14 protein-coding genes and 2 riboswitches are annotated in these 16,286 nt (G+C 62.5%); of the genes, 10 read left to right on the forward strand and 4 right to left on the reverse strand.

Going from position 1 to position 16,286, the window contains the following annotated elements:
- Positions 1 to 71: 71 nt before the first annotated feature.
- Together PARACOCCUSGL_RS0111140 and PARACOCCUSGL_RS0111145 are read left to right on the forward strand one after the other, a co-directional pair.
- The gene (locus tag PARACOCCUSGL_RS0111140) at positions 72 to 1,091 is read left to right on the forward strand and encodes a YeiH family protein (protein WP_010396426.1); all 1,020 of its coding nucleotides are present in this window, start codon (positions 72 to 74) and stop codon (positions 1,089 to 1,091) included.
- Positions 1,092 to 1,129: 38 nt separating this feature from the next.
- A complete protein-coding gene (locus tag PARACOCCUSGL_RS0111145; protein ID WP_010396428.1) occupies positions 1,130 to 1,957 on the forward strand; it encodes a DUF6635 family protein in 828 nt (275 codons plus the stop codon).
- On the opposite strand, the gene PARACOCCUSGL_RS0111150 is transcribed toward PARACOCCUSGL_RS0111145, so the two are convergent.
- Positions 1,954 to 2,715, reverse strand: coding sequence for an SDR family oxidoreductase (locus PARACOCCUSGL_RS0111150; RefSeq protein WP_010396431.1), 762 nt, complete (start codon positions 2,713 to 2,715; stop codon positions 1,954 to 1,956). The two genes, PARACOCCUSGL_RS0111145 and PARACOCCUSGL_RS0111150, sit on opposite strands and share 4 nt — an antisense overlap.
- A gap of 191 nt (positions 2,716 to 2,906) precedes the next feature.
- A riboswitch (cobalamin riboswitch) is annotated at positions 2,907 to 3,098 on the forward strand.
- A 91-nt stretch (positions 3,099 to 3,189) separates the two neighbouring features.
- On the opposite strand from PARACOCCUSGL_RS0111150, the gene nrdH reads away from it, so the two are divergent.
- The 4 genes from nrdH (at position 3,190) to nrdF (ending at position 6,977) form a co-directional block, all read left to right on the forward strand.
- Positions 3,190 to 3,411 (forward strand): glutaredoxin-like protein NrdH, encoded by a 222-nt coding sequence (gene nrdH / locus PARACOCCUSGL_RS0111155; RefSeq protein ID WP_010396433.1) that lies wholly within the window; start codon positions 3,190 to 3,192, stop codon positions 3,409 to 3,411.
- 8 nt (positions 3,412 to 3,419) lie between these two features.
- On the forward strand, positions 3,420 to 3,836 hold the full coding sequence (nrdI, locus tag PARACOCCUSGL_RS0111160; RefSeq protein WP_010396435.1) for a class Ib ribonucleoside-diphosphate reductase assembly flavoprotein NrdI: 417 nt from the start codon (positions 3,420 to 3,422) through the stop codon (positions 3,834 to 3,836).
- Entirely contained in the window at positions 3,818 to 5,944 is a 2,127-nt protein-coding gene (gene nrdE / locus PARACOCCUSGL_RS0111165) for a class 1b ribonucleoside-diphosphate reductase subunit alpha (RefSeq protein ID WP_029372073.1), read from the forward strand. The genes nrdI and nrdE overlap by 19 nt, the downstream gene beginning before the upstream one ends.
- A gap of 61 nt (positions 5,945 to 6,005) precedes the next feature.
- Positions 6,006 to 6,977: a class 1b ribonucleoside-diphosphate reductase subunit beta gene (gene nrdF, locus PARACOCCUSGL_RS0111170; RefSeq protein WP_010396440.1), complete on the forward strand. Its 972-nt coding sequence runs from the start codon at positions 6,006 to 6,008 to the stop codon at positions 6,975 to 6,977.
- 8 nt (positions 6,978 to 6,985) lie between these two features.
- Here nrdF and PARACOCCUSGL_RS0111175 read toward each other — a convergent pair whose 3' ends face one another.
- Positions 6,986 to 7,945, reverse strand: coding sequence for a bile acid:sodium symporter family protein (locus PARACOCCUSGL_RS0111175; protein ID WP_029372075.1), 960 nt, complete (start codon positions 7,943 to 7,945; stop codon positions 6,986 to 6,988).
- Positions 7,946 to 8,102: 157 nt separating this feature from the next.
- A riboswitch (cobalamin riboswitch) is annotated at positions 8,103 to 8,319 on the forward strand.
- Between the two features lie 134 nt (positions 8,320 to 8,453).
- On the opposite strand from PARACOCCUSGL_RS0111175, the gene PARACOCCUSGL_RS0111180 reads away from it, so the two are divergent.
- Genes PARACOCCUSGL_RS0111180 through PARACOCCUSGL_RS0111195 form a run of 4 tightly spaced genes read left to right on the forward strand, consistent with a single transcriptional unit; the run spans position 8,454 to position 12,949 of the window.
- Positions 8,454 to 10,373, forward strand: coding sequence for a TonB-dependent siderophore receptor (locus tag PARACOCCUSGL_RS0111180; RefSeq protein WP_010396444.1), 1,920 nt, complete (start codon positions 8,454 to 8,456; stop codon positions 10,371 to 10,373).
- A complete protein-coding gene (locus PARACOCCUSGL_RS0111185) occupies positions 10,367 to 11,203 on the forward strand; it encodes an ABC transporter substrate-binding protein (RefSeq protein WP_010396445.1) in 837 nt (278 codons plus the stop codon). Before PARACOCCUSGL_RS0111180 ends, PARACOCCUSGL_RS0111185 begins: the two co-directional genes overlap by 7 nt.
- Positions 11,200 to 12,198, forward strand: coding sequence for an iron ABC transporter permease (locus PARACOCCUSGL_RS0111190; RefSeq protein ID WP_010396448.1), 999 nt, complete (start codon positions 11,200 to 11,202; stop codon positions 12,196 to 12,198). The genes PARACOCCUSGL_RS0111185 and PARACOCCUSGL_RS0111190 overlap by 4 nt, the downstream gene beginning before the upstream one ends.
- Position 12,199: 1 nt before the next feature.
- Positions 12,200 to 12,949 carry an ABC transporter ATP-binding protein gene (locus PARACOCCUSGL_RS0111195; protein WP_010396449.1) on the forward strand — a complete coding sequence of 250 codons (750 nt, stop codon included), beginning with the start codon at positions 12,200 to 12,202 and terminating at the stop codon, positions 12,947 to 12,949.
- 7 nt (positions 12,950 to 12,956) lie between these two features.
- Here the strand turns inward: PARACOCCUSGL_RS0111195 and glpK are convergent, their stop codons facing one another.
- Positions 12,957 to 14,447, reverse strand: a complete 1,491-nt coding sequence (glpK, locus tag PARACOCCUSGL_RS0111200; protein ID WP_010396452.1) for a glycerol kinase GlpK — start codon at positions 14,445 to 14,447, stop codon at positions 12,957 to 12,959.
- Positions 14,448 to 14,541: 94 nt separating this feature from the next.
- Positions 14,542 to 16,263, reverse strand: a complete 1,722-nt coding sequence (locus PARACOCCUSGL_RS0111205) for an ABC transporter substrate-binding protein (protein WP_029372080.1) — start codon at positions 16,261 to 16,263, stop codon at positions 14,542 to 14,544.
- Positions 16,264 to 16,286: the final 23 nt, after the last annotated feature.

Consider the following 16,286-nt stretch of genomic DNA (forward strand, 5'->3'; position numbering starts at 1 on the left):
GCAAATATAATGCGATAGATTGAACAGCAGTCAGGGACCATGTTCCGCCTTAAAGATAGAAAGGTACGAACATGTCCTCGACAGATCAGCGTTCGCAAAACCAGATCACCGCTGCTGGCTGGCGATTCCCTGTCTTGCCGGGGCTGGGACTGACCTTTGCGATCGCGGTCGCCGCAACAGCGGTGCAGCAGCTGTCGGGCATCGCGGCGCTTAGCCCTCTGGTGGTGGCGATGGTGCTGGGAATGGCGATTGGGAACCTGACCGGCACCCCCGAGGCTGCCCGCGCCGGGATCGGTTTTTCGCTGCGCCGTATCCTGCGTCTGGCTATCGTCCTGCTGGGCTTTCAACTGACGCTTGAGCAGCTGCGCGCTGTCGGCCTGCCAGGTCTTACCGTGATTGCCGTGACACTGGCCGTGACTTTCGTGTTTACCCGCTGGGTGGGCCGCGTGTTGGGGGTCGAGGCACGGCTGGCCGAACTGATCGCCGCCGGCACCTCGGTCTGCGGTGCATCTGCGGTAATCGCCACCAATACGGTGACGCGTGGGACGGACGAGGACGTCGCCTATGCCATCGCCTGCGTGACGGTTTTTGGCTCGCTGTCGATGCTGGCGATGCCGATCCTTGGCGGGATGATGGCGATGGGGCCGACCTCGTACGGCATCTGGGTCGGGGCGACCATCCATGAGGTAGCACAAGTCGTCGGCGCAGGTTTCCAGCACGGGGCCGAGGCCGGGCAGGCCGCCACAGTCGCCAAGCTTAGCCGCGTCATCATGCTCGCCCCCCTGATCCTGACGCTGGGTGCGCTTGCCCGTCGGCGGGGAGCCAAGGGCACGGGCAAAGCCCCGACGCCGTGGTTCGTATTAGGATTTATAGCTGTGGTGGTGCTGAACAGCGCCCTGCCCCTTCCCGAGGCGCTGCATGCCGAAGTCGCAGGCCTGACCGCCTTTCTGCTGACCATGGCACTTGCCGCGATGGGGCTGGAGACTGATCTGCGCAAGCTGCGCGCCAAAGGCATACGACCCCTGTTGCTGGGCGCAGTGGCCTGGCTGTTCATCTCGGCGCTCGGGCTGGGGTTGGTTGCGCTGACATGAGGATTGAGCGCAGCAGCGCCCGCCCCTAGATATGGGCCATGTTGCAGCCCGCCGACACCCGCCCGATGACCCGGCGCGAAACAGAGGTTCGCCGTTTTGTCCGCGACCGCTACGGCTTGCGCGGCACCTTGGCGCTGCATTGCCATGCGCTTGGACTGGACCTGTTGCGCGCGCCGGTGAACGTCATGCTATCGCCACTGTTCCTGCTGGTGCGGCTGGGTGCACCAATCCTGCGGCGGTTAAGGCTGTTGCAGGCAGCAGACTGGCTGGCCGGGCGGCAGATATTCCTGAAATCCGATGTTGCCCGGCAGATCCGGGCCGATCTTGCGTATTTCATCGACGACCTTGCAGATAAGGATCTGGCCCCCAAGGCCCCGCCCGAAAGCATCGCCCGCGCAGTGGCCGATTATGCCGAGACCCGCAACGCCGTCGCTGAGATATCAACATCGCTCATCGTTCTGGTTGCGGGGCTGGTGCTTTTTCATCGCCCGACACCGGGGGTCATCTCGCTTGCCGGGCCGATCGCGCATCTGCAGGCGCAGGCACAGGCAGTGCGGGATTTCGCACTGGGAAGCTGGGCCGGCCGCATGTGGTACTGGGCCTTTCCGGCCGAGCTGTCGACGGCAAAGCTGGTACTGACCGGAATCGGTCTGGCCATGCTGGCCTCGGTCATAACCACCTTTGCCGGGTTGATCGCCGATCCTGTTCAGTTGTGGACCGGCATCCACAGGCGCCGGGTGATGCGCTTGCTAAGACGGCTCGACCGCGCCGAGAACGCCCCGGCGCTTGAGCGTGAGCATGTGCTTGCCCGGCTAGGCGATCTGTCCGATCTGGCGCTGAGCCTGTGGCGCAGCCTCAAGGGCTAGACCTTACAGATTGAATTGCCACCATCGGCCAGCATTGCAGAGCCGGTGATAAAGCTTGCATGGTCAGACAGCAGAAACAGCGCCGCCCGTGCGATCTCTGCGGGCTCAGCCATACGCTTCAGGGCATGCAGGCCCGAGATGAAACCTCCGGTTTCGGGGTTGGTCGCGGCATCTCCTGCCATCTCGGTCAGCGTGCCACCGGGCAGCAGGGCATTGGCGCGGATGCGTTGCGGGCCATAATCCACCGCCAGCGCCTGCACCAATCCGATCAACCCGGCCTTGGCCGCAGCATAGCTGCCCATGCCCGGCAGTACCGCAGTATGGCCGATGAAACTGCCGGTAAACACCAGTGCGCCCCCGCCCCGCGCCAACAGCGCCGGGACCTGCGCCCGCGCGGCCATAAATGCAGCAGTCAGGTTGGTGGCAATCAGTTGCTGCCATTCCGCATCAGCGATCTCATGCACCCGGGCGCCCGAGCCGGTCTGACCGGCATTGTTGAAAGCCCCATCAAGCCCGCCAAACCGGTCCTGCGCCAGCGTGACCAGCGCCTCGGCATGGCCCGGCGCCGTAACATCGCCCGCCAGTACCGCGATGCGACCCGCACCTTGATCGATTCGGGCAGCAAGATCGGTAAGCCGGTCTTCGCGCCGGGCCGAGATCACCAGCCGCGCGCCCTCGGCCGCGAATATCTGCGCTGCGGCGGCGCCGATTCCACTAGAGGCTCCGGTGATAATAATAGTCTTGTCCTTGAGCAGCATTCTGCCTCTCCCATGCTTGTTGCAGGGTCGGTATGGGCCAGGACAGGCACCGGAAAACCCGGTTTCTTGCTTTTGAACAGAATGGTTTCGTTAACATCCTGAATGCGGGCAATTACCCACAGGGACACTACATCTCTGTGGATAGCTTAGGAACCTGCACTATATCTAGTTGACGGCCCGAAACTCTCATGGCTTACTGACGGGGTCATGGTGAATCCGGCCCCGGCCGGACGAAGAAGAGGGAAGCCGGTGAAAATCCGGCACTGCCCCCGCAGCTGTAAGCGGCGAGCGACGCTGGAACACCACTGAGGCCCTGGCTTCGGGAAGGTCAGCCAAGCCGGGACCCGCAAGTCAGAAGACCTGCCATGACACGAGATGACGTAACCGTGCGGCGGGCACGGGGCTGGATCAGGACCGGATGGCATCGCCATCGGCCCGGCCCCTTGTTGCCGACAACACTGAAGGAGCCGAGGCATGACCATCACCGTTTATTCCAAACCCGCCTGCGTTCAATGCACCGCCACCACCCGGGCGCTTGACGCGCGTGGCCTGGCCTATCAGCTGGTCGACCTGACCGAGGACGAGGCGGCAATGGAGCTTGTGACCTCTCTTGGCTATCGTCAGGCCCCGGTGGTCATTGCTGGTGATGCGCATTGGGCCGGATTCCGCCCGGACATGATCGGCCGCCTGTCCTGACCAGCACGATGGGCGGGCTGATCTATTTCTCATCAGGCTCGGGGAACACGGCGCGTTTCGTGGACCAGCTTGGGCTGATTGCCGGGCGCATTCCGATTTCGCCCAAGGACGAGATACCGGCCCCTGCCCGCCCCTATGTGCTGATCTGCCCGACCTATGCCGATGGCGAGGGGCGCGGCGCGGTACCCAAACAGGTCATCCGCTTTCTCAACGATCCCGGCCGCCGGGCGCTGTTGCGCGGCGTCATCGCTGCGGGCAACCGCAACTTCGGCGCGACATATGCGCTGGCTGGCCGGGTAATCTCTGACAAATGCAAGGTGCCGGTTCTTTACCGTTTCGAACTGGCCGGCACCGAAATCGACATTTCCCGCGTCCGGGCGGGGTTAAAGAAATTCTGGGGGACGGAATGCTTGACAATGGCGTAAAGGCCGAACTGGACTATCACGCGCTGAACGCGATGCTGAACCTCTATGACGACGAGGGAAAGATCCGCTTTGACGCAGACCGCAAGGCCGCGCGGCAGTATTTCCTGCAGCACGTCAATCAGAACACCGTCTTCTTTCACTCTCTGGACGAAAAGCTGGGCTATCTGGTCGATGAGGGCTATTACGAGGCCGAGGTCCTTGACCAGTATCCGCGCGAGTTCCTGCACCGGATCTGGGAAGCCGCGTTCCGCCGCAAATTCCGCTTTCCGACCTTTCTTGGCGCCTTCAAATACTACACCAGCTACACGCTGAAGACCCGCGACGGCCAGCGCTATCTGGAACGTTACGAGGACCGGGTGGTCATGGTCGCGCTGGCACTGGCGCGCGGCGATGAGGTGCTGGCGATGCGCTTTATGGAGGAAATCCTTTCAGGCCGGTTCCAGCCTGCAACGCCGACATTCCTTAACGCCGGAAAAAAATCGCGGGGCGAGCTGATCTCGTGCTTCCTGCTGCGGGTCGAGGACAACATGGAATCGATCGGCCGCTCGATCAATTCGGCGCTGCAGCTCAGCAAGCGCGGCGGCGGGGTCGCACTGATGCTGACGAACCTGCGCGAGTCGGGTGCTCCGATCAAGGGGATCGAAAACCAGTCCTCTGGCGTCGTGCCGGTGATGAAGCTGCTTGAGGACAGCTTCAGCTATGCCAATCAGCTGGGCGCGCGTCAGGGTGCAGGTGCGGTCTATCTGCACGCCCATCACCCCGATATCATGCGCTTTCTGGACACCAAGCGCGAGAACGCAGACGAAAAGATCCGCATCAAGACGCTGAGCCTTGGCGTCGTTATCCCAGATGTGACCTTTGAGCTCGCCAAGCGTAATCAGGACATGTACCTGTTTTCGCCCCATGACGTTGAGCGGGTCTATGGCGTGCCCTTCTCGGAAATCCCGGTGTCCGAGAAATATGCCGAGATGGTGGACGACAAACGCATCCGCAAGAAAAAGATCAACGCCCGGGCCTTTTTCCAGACCCTGGCCGAGATTCAGTTCGAAAGCGGCTATCCCTACATCATGTTCGAAGACACGGTGAACCGCGCCAACCCCGTCGCGGGCCGCATCAGCATGTCGAACCTGTGCAGCGAGATTTTGCAGGTTAATGAGGCCTCGGAATATAATGAGGACCTTAGCTACAGTCATCTGGGCACGGATATTTCCTGCAACCTCGGCTCGCTCAATATCGCGGCGACCATGGACGGGCCGGATTTCGGCGCAACCGTCGAGGCAGCGATCCGGGCCCTGACCGCAGTGTCAGAGATGTCGGCGATCAATGCCGTGCCCTCGATCCGGCGCGGCAATGACGAAGCCCATGCCGTCGGCCTTGGCCAGATGAACCTGCACGGCTATCTCGCACGCGAACACATCCATTATGGCAGCCCGGAAGGGGTCGAGTTCACCAGTGTCTATTTTGCCGCCATCGCCTATCACGCGATCCGTGCGTCGAACCTGCTGGCGCAGGAAAAGGGTCGCAGCTTTGCCGGATTCGAGAAATCAAAATATGCCGACGGCTCGTTCTTTGACAAATACCTGAGCCGCGACTGGCTGCCGACGACGCCCGAGGTCGAACGCCTGTTCCAGAACATCCCCCTGCCGCGGCGCGAGGACTGGGCCAGGCTGAAAGACGATGTGATGGCCCACGGCCTTTACAATCGCAACCTGCAGGCGGTACCGCCGACGGGCTCGATCAGCTATATCAACAACTCGACGAGTTCGATCCACCCCATCGTCGCCAAGATCGAGATCCGCAAGGAAGGCAAGATCGGCCGGGTCTATTACCCCGCGCCCTACATGACGAACGAAAATCTGGACTATTACCGCGATGCCTATGAAATCGGGCCCGAAGCGATCATAGACACCTATGCGGCGGCGACCGAACATGTCGACCAGGGCCTGTCCCTGACTTTGTTCTTTCCTGCCGAGGCGACGACGCGCGATATCAACCGCGCCCAGATCTACGCGTGGAAAAAAGGGATCAAGACGATCTACTATATCCGCCTGCGTCAGACCGCATTGGAAGGTACCGAAGTGCAGGGCTGTGTTTCTTGCACGCTCTGAGCGGGGGCTGTCTGCCCCCGCACCCCCGAGGATATTTGTACACGAAAGAAAGGCTCTTCGGATGAAGGACCAAGCGCCGCGCCTGCCTTTGCGGGCGATCAACTGGAACCGGCTGGAGGACGAGAAGGATCTGGAGGTCTGGAACCGTCTTACGGTGAATTTCTGGCTGCCTGAAAAAGTGCCGCTGTCAAACGACGTGCAAAGCTGGGCAACGCTGCGGCCCGAAGAGCGCGAACTGACCATTCGCGTCTTTACCGGGCTGACGCTTCTGGACACGATCCAGAACTCGGTCGGCGCGCCGGCGATGATGCCCGACGCCCTGACCCCCCATGAAGAGGCGGTGCTGTCGAATATCTCTTTCATGGAGGCGGTACACGCGCGCAGCTATTCTTCGATCTTTTCGACGCTCTGCCTGACGCCAGAGGTGGATGCAGCCTTTCGCTGGGCTGAGGAAAACCCGCATCTGCAGCAAAAGGCGCGGCTGGTGGTCGATGAGTACCAGGCCGGTTCCTCGCCACTGAAGCGCAAGATCGCCAGTGTCTTTCTGGAGAGCTTTCTGTTCTATTCCGGCTTTTACCTGCCGATGTATTGGTCAAGCCGCGCCAAGCTGACCAATACCGCCGACCTGATCCGGCTGATCATCCGCGACGAGGCCGTGCATGGCTATTACATCGGTTACAAATATCAGCGCGGTCTTGAACGGCTGGACGAGGGTGAGCGCGCCGCGCTTAAGGATTTCGCCTTTTCGCTGATGTTCGACCTGTATGACATCGAGGCGAAATATACCGCCGAGCTTTATGACGGCATCGGTCTGACCGAGGATGTCAAAGCCTTCCTGCATTACAATGCCAACAAGGCGTTACAAAACCTTGGCTATGAGGCTCTGTTCCCGCCCCAGGCCTGTGAGGTGAACCCGGCGATCCTTGCCGCCCTGTCGCCCGATAGCGAAAACCATGATTTCTTTAGCGGATCGGGGTCAAGCTATGTGATCGGCAAGGCTGTCGCCACTGAGGATGAGGACTGGGATTTCTGATCCCGGCCCTATCCGTGCGCCCGTCTTTGCGCGATGGCCGAGCAGACGAGCAGTTGCGTCATGTGATAGATCATCACCGGCAGCACGGTAGCCCCCACCGCTGCTGCCGGAAAGATTGCCGTGGCGATGGGCAACCCGCTTGCCAGGCTTTTGGTCGAACCACAAAAGAACAGCACGGCCTGATCTTGGGGTGGTAGGCGGAAGAGCCGTCCCGCACCCGCCATGATCCCCATGGCCAGCGCCAAAAGCAGCGCCGTGACCAGAAAACACAGGATCAGCCCCGGAGCGGGGATCGCCGACCAGATCCCCGCGACCGTTCCTGCGCCAAAGGCTGAATAGACGATCAGCAGGATCGAGCCCCGGTCGACCACCATGGTCAGTAACCGGTGACGCCGAACAAAACCTCCGATCCAGCGGCGGGTAAGTTGCCCTATAGCAAAAGGCAGCAGGATCTGGACCGCGACTTTCTGGATCGCGTCGAGGCTTGCGCCTCCGCCTTCCTGATGCAGAAGATGGGTGACGAGCAGCGGGGTCAGCACCACGCCTACAAGGTTCGACAGAGAAGCCGCGCAGATCGCCGCCGGCACATTGCCATTGGCAATCGAGGTGAAGGCGATCGAGCTTTGTACCGTCGAGGGCAGCACGGCAAGAAACATCAGGCCCATGGTCAGTTCAGGCCCCAGCACCTGGCCAAACAGTGCCGCCAGCCCGAGCCCGAGCAACGGAAACAGCACATAGGTCGCGGCAAAGGTCAGTCCCTGCAGGCGCAGGTTCAGCAGCCCTGCCTTGACCGATGCCGGATCCAACCGCGCTCCGTACAGAAAGAAGAGCAGCGTTACAGCCCAGAAGGTCGCCCCTGACAGCAGATCCGCCGCCATGCCGCGCGCAGGCAGGAACAAGCCCAGCAACACCATGCCAAGCAAGAGCAGCATGTAGGTGTCGATGCCGATCCGTTTCAATGCGTTCATCCCTGACCTCCTGACGCGGATGCCCCCTGTCTCATACAGATCGGCGGCGGGCACAAGGCGGGGATCACGGATCATGCCGTTGCGCCCTGAACGCAGGGGCAGCATACCGCCAGGGGCTGTTGCCGCGATGGCGCTTGACAGCTGATGCTGCTGTGCGGCAATGCAAAGCCGCTACGGTTCCGGCGCTTCAGCCGGATGAAAAGGGAACGCCGGTACGCCTTATGGTCCGCGAAGGACCGGGGCAAGTCCGGGGCTGCCCCCGCAACTGTATGCGGAGAGCGATGGTCGATGATGCCACTGGGATAAAACCCGGGAAGGCCGGCCCGAGCAATGATCCGCAAGCCAGGAGACCTGCCGCAGCGATCACCCATTTCCGGCGCGGGGTGCGCCAGGAAAGCGGCCATCCCGCAGAGGTGACATTCACCATCCCGCAGGCTCTGCCCAGAGCCTTTACGGGATATTCTGCAATTCGCGGGTCAGTGACCCGCACTGGAAAGGCCAGGTCGGAATGTTCAGAACCACCGTTTCCCTTATCGCCATTACCGCCGCGCTGCTGCCTGTGATCGTGAGCGCCGAGGAGGTCCCCGAAACCGTGATCCTTGATCAGGTCGTATTGTCGGGCGGCCTCTCTCCGGTCGTCGAAAGCGCCTATGGCCGCGCCTATACCGTCCTGACCGCCGAAGATCTGCAACAGCGCCGCGTCACCACTGTTCAGGACGCGCTGCGCACCGTCCCCGGCCTGTCTGTCACCTCGACCGGAGAGTCGCTGACCAGTATCCGTATTCGCGGCGGTGAGACCAACCATGTCTTGGTGCTGATCGACGGGGTCGAGGCCAACTCTCCCGGTAGCGGGGATTATACCTTCAGCGGAATGCTTGCCGAGGATATCGAGCGCATCGAGGTGCTGCGCGGGCCACAATCGACCATCCACGGCGCCAATGCCGCATCGGGCGTGATCTCGATCACCACCCGCCAGGCCCGCACCCCCGGCCTTCATTATGGCGGAACGGTCGAGGTCGGCGGGCTCGGGACCCGCACGGCCAGTGCCTATGTGCAGGCGCGGGGTGAGCGCGGCGGCATCAGCCTGTCGGCGGTGTCACGGCGCAGCGATGGCGAGGATACATCCCGCACCCCGGGCGGGGATACCGACTTCAACGACCACGACACACTGGGCCTGACCGGCTCGTACGAATTGACCGATGGGATAAGCGCGGGCTTTACCCTGCGCCGCCGCTGGCAGGAATATGGCTATGACGGGACGAGCTGGACCGCCGTAGACTCTCCCGATGATTATGTGATTGATACGCCCTTTACCGCCAAACGCAACGAAACCTATGGTTCGCTCTGGTTAGAGGCAGAGGCGCTGGAGGGGCGGTTTCTGCACCGCTTCGTTCTGTCCGGCTCGAACCAGACGGCAGATCATTTCAACGCAGGTGTCCCGGATTACGACGATGCCTCGCGGCTGCGGGATATCAAATATACCGGCAGTTGGGCACTGGACGGCGGCCATGTCCGCGATGCACAGCAAAAACTAAGCGTGGCGCTGCAAGCAAAGCGCGAGACTTACGAAACTTCGAACGCTTACGGGGCGAACCGTTACGAGCGCGACAGCAAATCGGTGGCGCTGGAATATCAGGGCCAGTTCGACAACGGCCTTGGCATTCAAGCCGGGCTACGCCGCAGTTTCAACGACGTTTTCCGCGATGCCACCACCTGGAGCATCGCCGGCGCCTGGGCCCTGCCCGACCGCGACTTGAGGCTGCGCGCAGCAGCGGGCAAGGCAACCGTCAACCCGACCATGTTTGAACTTTATGGCTATACCTCAGGCACCTATCGGGGCAATCCGGACCTACGCCCCGAGACCAGCCACAGCTATGAACTGGGCGTGGACTGGACCTTTGCCGAGGGGCGGGCAAATCTGGGCGCGACACTTTTTACCAGCAAGGTCGAGGATATGATCACCGGCGCTGGCACCACCTCACAAAACATCTCTGGCACCAGCACCCGCAAGGGATTCGAGCTTGAGCTCGACTATGATGCCACCGACTGGCTGCGTCTGGGCGCAACCTATACCTATATGGACGCCCGGACCGAGGACGGAAAGCCGGTTCCCCGTCAGCCGCGCCATCAGCTGGGTCTGCGCGCCACGGCCGATTTTGCACAGGGTCGAGGCTCGGTTACCGCCGATCTGCGCTATGTTGCGGACAATTATGGGCAGGAATGGTTCAACACCGTATGGCCCGCAATTCCCGCCACGACCAAGCTGCCCGACTTTGTGACCGTGAACCTTGCTGCGCAATATGATCTGACCGACAATCTGCGCCTGACCGGACGGGTGGTGAATCTCTTTGACGAAGATTACTCAGAGGCTTGGGGATATTACGGTCAGGGCCGCACGGCCTATGTGGGGCTGACGGCGCAATGGTAGCACGGCTGGGGCTGATCCTTGGCATGATCGTCGGCCTGGCCCAGCACGCGGCGGCACAGCCACCGCGTCGGGTCCTGTCGATGAATCTTTGCACCGACCAGCTGGCGCTGATGCTGGCTGCGCCAGGGCAGCTCGTCTCGGTCTCGGCCCTAGCAGCGGACCCCAGCTCGTCGGCCATGGCGAAAGAGGCTGCTCCTCTGCCCGCCAATCACGGTCTGACCGAGGAAATCTATCTCATGCAGCCCGATCTGGTGGTGGCCGGGGCCTGGTCCTCGCCCGAGACGATCCGGCTGTTGCAGCGCCTGAACATCCCGGTCGAGGTCTTTCCGGTTGAAAACGACCTTGCCGGCATCCGCGCCAATATCCTGCGCATGGGCAAGGTGCTGGGCCGCGATGCCGAGGCACAGCGCCTGATCGCGCGTTTCGACGCGGATCTGTCGTTACTGTCCGATCCCGCCCCGGGCCCGCGCCCACGCGCGGCGCTATATGCGGTGAACGGCTACAGTTCGGGCCACAACAGCCTTGCCGGGCAGATCATCGCGCTGGCCGGTTTTGACAATATTGCTGATGAACTCGGTCTGCCTGCGGGCGGGATACTGGCGCTTGAGCGGCTACTGATCGCGGACCCCGACCTGCTGGTCGAGGGGCGGCGTTATCCCGGGGCCGCCCGTGGGCAAGAGCTGCTTGAGCATCCCGCGCTGAAGGCGCTTGGTCAGGACAAGTCGACGGTGGTCATGTCAGACCCCGACTGGGTCTGCGGGACGCCCTATATCCTGCGCGCCGTCGCCCAGATGCGCGAGGCACGCCTCGCCTTGCAGGAGGGGCCATGACTCAAAGCCGCTATTCGCTGACCATCGCGGGTCTGGTTGCGCTGGTCGCAGTGCTGTTTCTGGCCTCGCTGCTGACCGGACCGGCCGCAATGGGCGCTGGCCAAAGCCTTGCCGCGCTATTTGGCCGGGGCGATGAAATGCTGGTGCTGATCATGCGCGAATTGCGCCTGCCCCGGGCCATTCTGGGACTGTTTGTCGGCGCCGCGCTTGGCATGTCAGGGGCGGTGATGCAGGGTTTCCTGCGCAACCCTCTGGCCGAGCCGGGGCTGATCGGCACCAGCGCCTCTGCCTCTCTTGGCGCGGTGCTGGCGATCCACACCGGGCTGTCGGCGGCATGGGCGCTGGCCCTGCCCGTTGCGGCATTGGCCGGGGCTGCCTTGTCGGTGGTGCTGGTCCTGATGCTGGCCGGGCCGCGTGGCGGGGCGCTGGCACTGATCCTTGCCGGGATCGCCATTTCGGCTTTGGCCGGGGCCTGCACCTCGCTGGTGCTGAACCTGTCGCCCAATCCCTTTGCCGCCAATGAGATCGTGTTCTGGATGCTCGGCTCGCTCGCTGATCGCTCAATGCTGCATGTCTGGATCGCGGCACCGCTGATGGCGCTGGGGTTTGCGGCCCTGTGGCCCACACGGCGCGCGCTTGAGGCGTTGACGCTGGGCGAGGACGCGGCCGCCTCGGTAGGGGTACATATGGGCCGGTTGCGGCTGATGCTGATCGCCGGCATCGCCGCGCTGATCGGGGGCGCAACCGCCGTCGCCGGCTCTGTCGGCTTTGTCGGGCTGGTGGTGCCGCATGTGCTGCGCCGCGCAGTTGATGCAAGCCCGGCGCGGCTGGTCCCCGCATCGGCCCTTGGCGGCGCGGCGGTCGTGCTTGCCGCCGATATCGCGGTGCGGGTGATCGCACCCGGTCGTGACCTTAAGCTTGGGGTGCTGACGGCGCTGGTCGGAGCGCCATTCTTTCTGCACCTGATCCTGAAAACCCGGCGCGAGGGGTTGTGACATGCTGGAACTGCGCGCCCTTTCCTTTCGCCGCGCCGGACGGGTGGTGCTGGACGGGATAGACCTGCGCATTGGCGCTGGCGAGTTCGTCGGCCTGCTTGGTCCGAATGGCGTGGGCAAGACCACGCTTTTGCGTGCGGCGCTGGGGCTGATACCTGTGCAAGGGCATTCCTCACTCGCAGCGCTGCCGGTTCATGAACGCGCCCGCGCTGCCGCCTATATGCCTCAGGGACGACAGATCGCGTGGCCGATGCCGGTCGAGGCGCTGGTCGCGCTTGGCCGCATCGCCCATCCCCGTGCTGCTGGATTAGACGACCGGGCCGCCATCGAACGCGCCATCGCGGCGCTGCATCTGGAACCTTTGCGCCACCGCCGGGCGACTGAACTGTCGGGGGGTGAGCAGGCCCGGACCCTGATCGCCCGTGCGCTGGCACAAGAGACGCCATTGCTGATCGCGGACGAACCCATTGCCGGGTTGGACCCCGCCGCACAAATCGAGGTGATGAGGCTATTTCGTCACCTTGCCGATCAGGGACGGGGCGTGCTGGCCTCGCTTCACGATCTGGGGCTTGCAGCGCGGCATTGCACCCGGCTCATCCTGCTGGGTCAGGGCCGTATCGCCGCAGACGGACCACCCGAGACGGTGCTGACTGCCGAAAACCTTGCCCGTATTTTTGGCATCACCGCGCATCTGACCCATGGGCCCGAGGGACTGCTGTTCCAGCCCCTCGACACCATTCCGCGCGACTGAGCAGGCGTCAGTCGGCAAGGCTCATCGTGGCCTCGACGGCCTTTTTCCAGCGCCGGTAACGCCCTTCACGCTCATCCTCAGCCATGTCGGGATCAAAGCGGCGATCAAGCGCCCAATCGCGGGCGAACTCGTCAGGTTCGGGGCACAGCCCCGCCTGAAGCCCGGCAAGATAGCCCGCACCAAGGGCCGTCGTCTCGGTCACCACCGGACGATCAACCGGCGCGCCCAGAAGATCGGCCAGAAACTGCATGGTCCAGTCACTGACCGCCATTCCGCCATCGACGCGCAGCACGCCCTGGGCCGCGCCAGGCCAGTCGGCCCGCATCGCCTCCCACAAATCGCGGGTCTGGAAGCCGACGCTTTCCAGCGCCGCCCGCACCAGTTCAGCTGGACCCGAGTTGCGCGTCAGCCCATAGATCGCGCCGCGGCAGTCAGGCCGCCAATAGGGCGCGCCAAGCCCGGTGAAGGCCGGGACCAAAACCAGTTCCTGTCCCCGGTCTGCCTTTTCAGCCAGCCCTTGGGTTTCCGAGGCATGGCGAATGATCCCCAGCCCGTCGCGCAGCCATTGCACCACTGCACCGGCGATAAAGATCGAGCCCTCCAGCGCATAGCTTGTCTGCCCCTTCAGCCGATAGGCGATGGTGGTCAGCAGCCGGTTTTGCGAGACAACACATTCGGCCCCGGTGTTCAGCAGCGCAAAGCAACCCGTGCCATAGGTCGATTTCATCATTCCCGGTGCGAAACACGCCTGACCAACAGTCGCGGCCTGCTGGTCACCCGCAACGCCAAGGATCGGGATTTCGCGACCGAACAGATCCGCGCGGGTCACGCCGTAATCGTCGGCACAGTCACGCACCTCGGGCAAAACCTGCATCGGGATGTCGAGAAGCGCGCAGATCTCATCATCCCAGCGGTTCTCGGCGAGGTTGTAAAGCAGGGTCCGGGCCGCGTTGGTCGCGTCGGTTGCATGAACCCTACCCCCGGTCAGGTTCCAGATCAGCCAGCTGTCGACAGTGCCAAAACACAGCTCGCCCCGCCGCGCACGCTCACGCGCGCCGTCGATCGTGTCGAGCAGCCATTTCAGCTTGGTGCCCGAGAAATAGGGGTCAAGCAGCAGACCGGTGCGGGCAGAGATCATCTTTTCATGGCCCTGCGCCTTTAGCGCCTCGCACATCCCGGCCGTGCGGCGGTCCTGCCAGACGATGGCGCGATGCAGGGGCTGGCCGGTCCTGCGGTCCCACAAAACCGTCGTCTCACGCTGATTGGTGATGCCGATGGCGGCAATGTCGCTGGCATGCAGCCCGGCCTTTTCGACTGCCTCGCGCGCCACGCCAGCAACGGTCACCCACAGATCCGACGCGTCATGTTCGACCCACCCGGACGAGGGGTAGTGCTGGGTAAATTCGCGCTGCGCGCTGGCAATCGCCCGCAAGCCGGGCCCAAAAACGATAGCGCGCGACGAAGTCGTGCCCTGGTCAATCGAAAGAATATGCGACATGGCCTAATCCGGTGCCTCGGTTATCAGATTTCCCGACCATGGCGGGATCGAAGACCGGGGGGCAAGGCCCTGCCCCGCCCCCCGGCAATTGGCATTACTGCCAGGACTTGATCAGTTCGTCATACGAGATCGTCTCGCCCTGCGGCTTTTCGTTCTCGATCGGGCCAACGGGGGCGCCTTCGGCGTCCAGCCATTCCTGCGGGTCTTTTTCCTCATTCAGTTTCGGACCCAGATCGCCCTGCACGCCCGAACGCTCAAGCCGGGCCAGCACTTTTTCTTGCTCGGCGCACAGCGCATCAAGCGCCTCTTGCGGGGTCTTGGCACCCGACAGCGCATCGCCGATGTTCTGCCACCACAGCTGGGCAAGCTTGGGATAATCGGGAATGTTCGTGCCGGTCGGCGACCACTGCACCCGGGCAGGTGAGCGATAGAATTCGACCAGACCGCCAAGTTTCGGCGCCCGCTCGGTAAAGGACTTGTCCTGCACCGTCGATTCACGAATGAAGGTCAGCCCGACATGGGATTTTTTCACATCGACAGTCTTGGAGGTCACGAATTGCGCGTAAAGCCATGCGGCCTGCGCACGATCCACCGGGGTCGATTTCATCAGCGTCCATGAGCCCACATCCTGATAGCCGATCTTGGTCCCTTCGGACCAATAGGCGCCATGCGGGCTGGGGGCCATGCGCCATTTCGGCGTGCCGTCCTCGTTCACGACCGGGGTGCCGGGCTTGACCATATCGGCGGTAAAGGCCGTGTACCAGAACATCTGCTGGGCGATATCGCCGCGCGCCGGGACCGGGCCTGCCTCGCCAAAGGTCATGCCCATCGCCTCGGGCGGGGTATATTTGTTCAGCCAGTCGATGGCCTTGGTCACTGCATAGACCGCCGCCGCGTCGTTGGTTGCACCGCCGCGCGCCACGCAAGAACCGACGGGACGCGAGTTCTCGTCAACGCGGATACCCCATTCGTCTACCGGCAGCCCGTTCGGGTCGCCCTTGTCGCCCATACCGGCCATCGACATCCAGGCGTCGGTATAGCGCCAGCCAAGCGAGGGGTCTTTCTTGCCGTAGTCCATGTTGCCCCAGGCTTTGGTGGGGCCGCCCTCGATATAGGACATGTCACGACCGGTGAAGAATTCGGCAATGTCTTCATAGGCCGACCAGTTCACCGGGACACCCAGATCATAGCCGTATCTGGCCTTGAAATCGTCCTTGGTTTTTTGATCGTTGAACCAGTCGTAGCGGAACCAGTAAAGGTTGGCGAACTGCTGATCGGGCAGCTGATACAGCTCTCCGTCCGGGGCAGTGGTAAACTTGATGCCAAGGAAGTCATCAAGGTCAAGCGTAGGACTGGTAAAGTCCTTCCCCTCTTCAGCCATCCATTTGGTCAGGCTGCGGGCCTGCTGATAGCGCCAATGGGTGCCGATCAGGTCACTGTCGTTGACATAGGCGTCATAGATATTCTCGCCGGTCTGCATCTGCGTTTGCAGCTTTTCAACGACGTCGCCTTCGCCGATCAGATCATGGGTGACCTTGATACCGGTGATGGCCGTAAAGGCCGGGGCCAGAACCTTGGCCTCATATTCATGGGTGGCAATGGTTTCCGAGACGACCTTGATCTCCATCCCCGCCAGAGGTTTGGCGGCGTCGATGAACCATTGCATCTCTTTTTCCTGATCCTCGCGAGAAAGCGAAGAGAGATCGCTGATCTCGGAATCCAGGAATTTCTTCGCGGCCTCCATATCCGCCCATGCGGGCATCCCCAGAACCATGAGCGCAAGCGCCATGGCCGTGGTTCTTTGCATCGGTCTCATGTTTTCCTCCCTATGGAATGAGA

This window comes from Paracoccus sp. TRP (assembly GCF_000185925.1).
In the GTDB taxonomy this organism is placed as follows: domain Bacteria; phylum Pseudomonadota; class Alphaproteobacteria; order Rhodobacterales; family Rhodobacteraceae; genus Paracoccus; species Paracoccus kondratievae.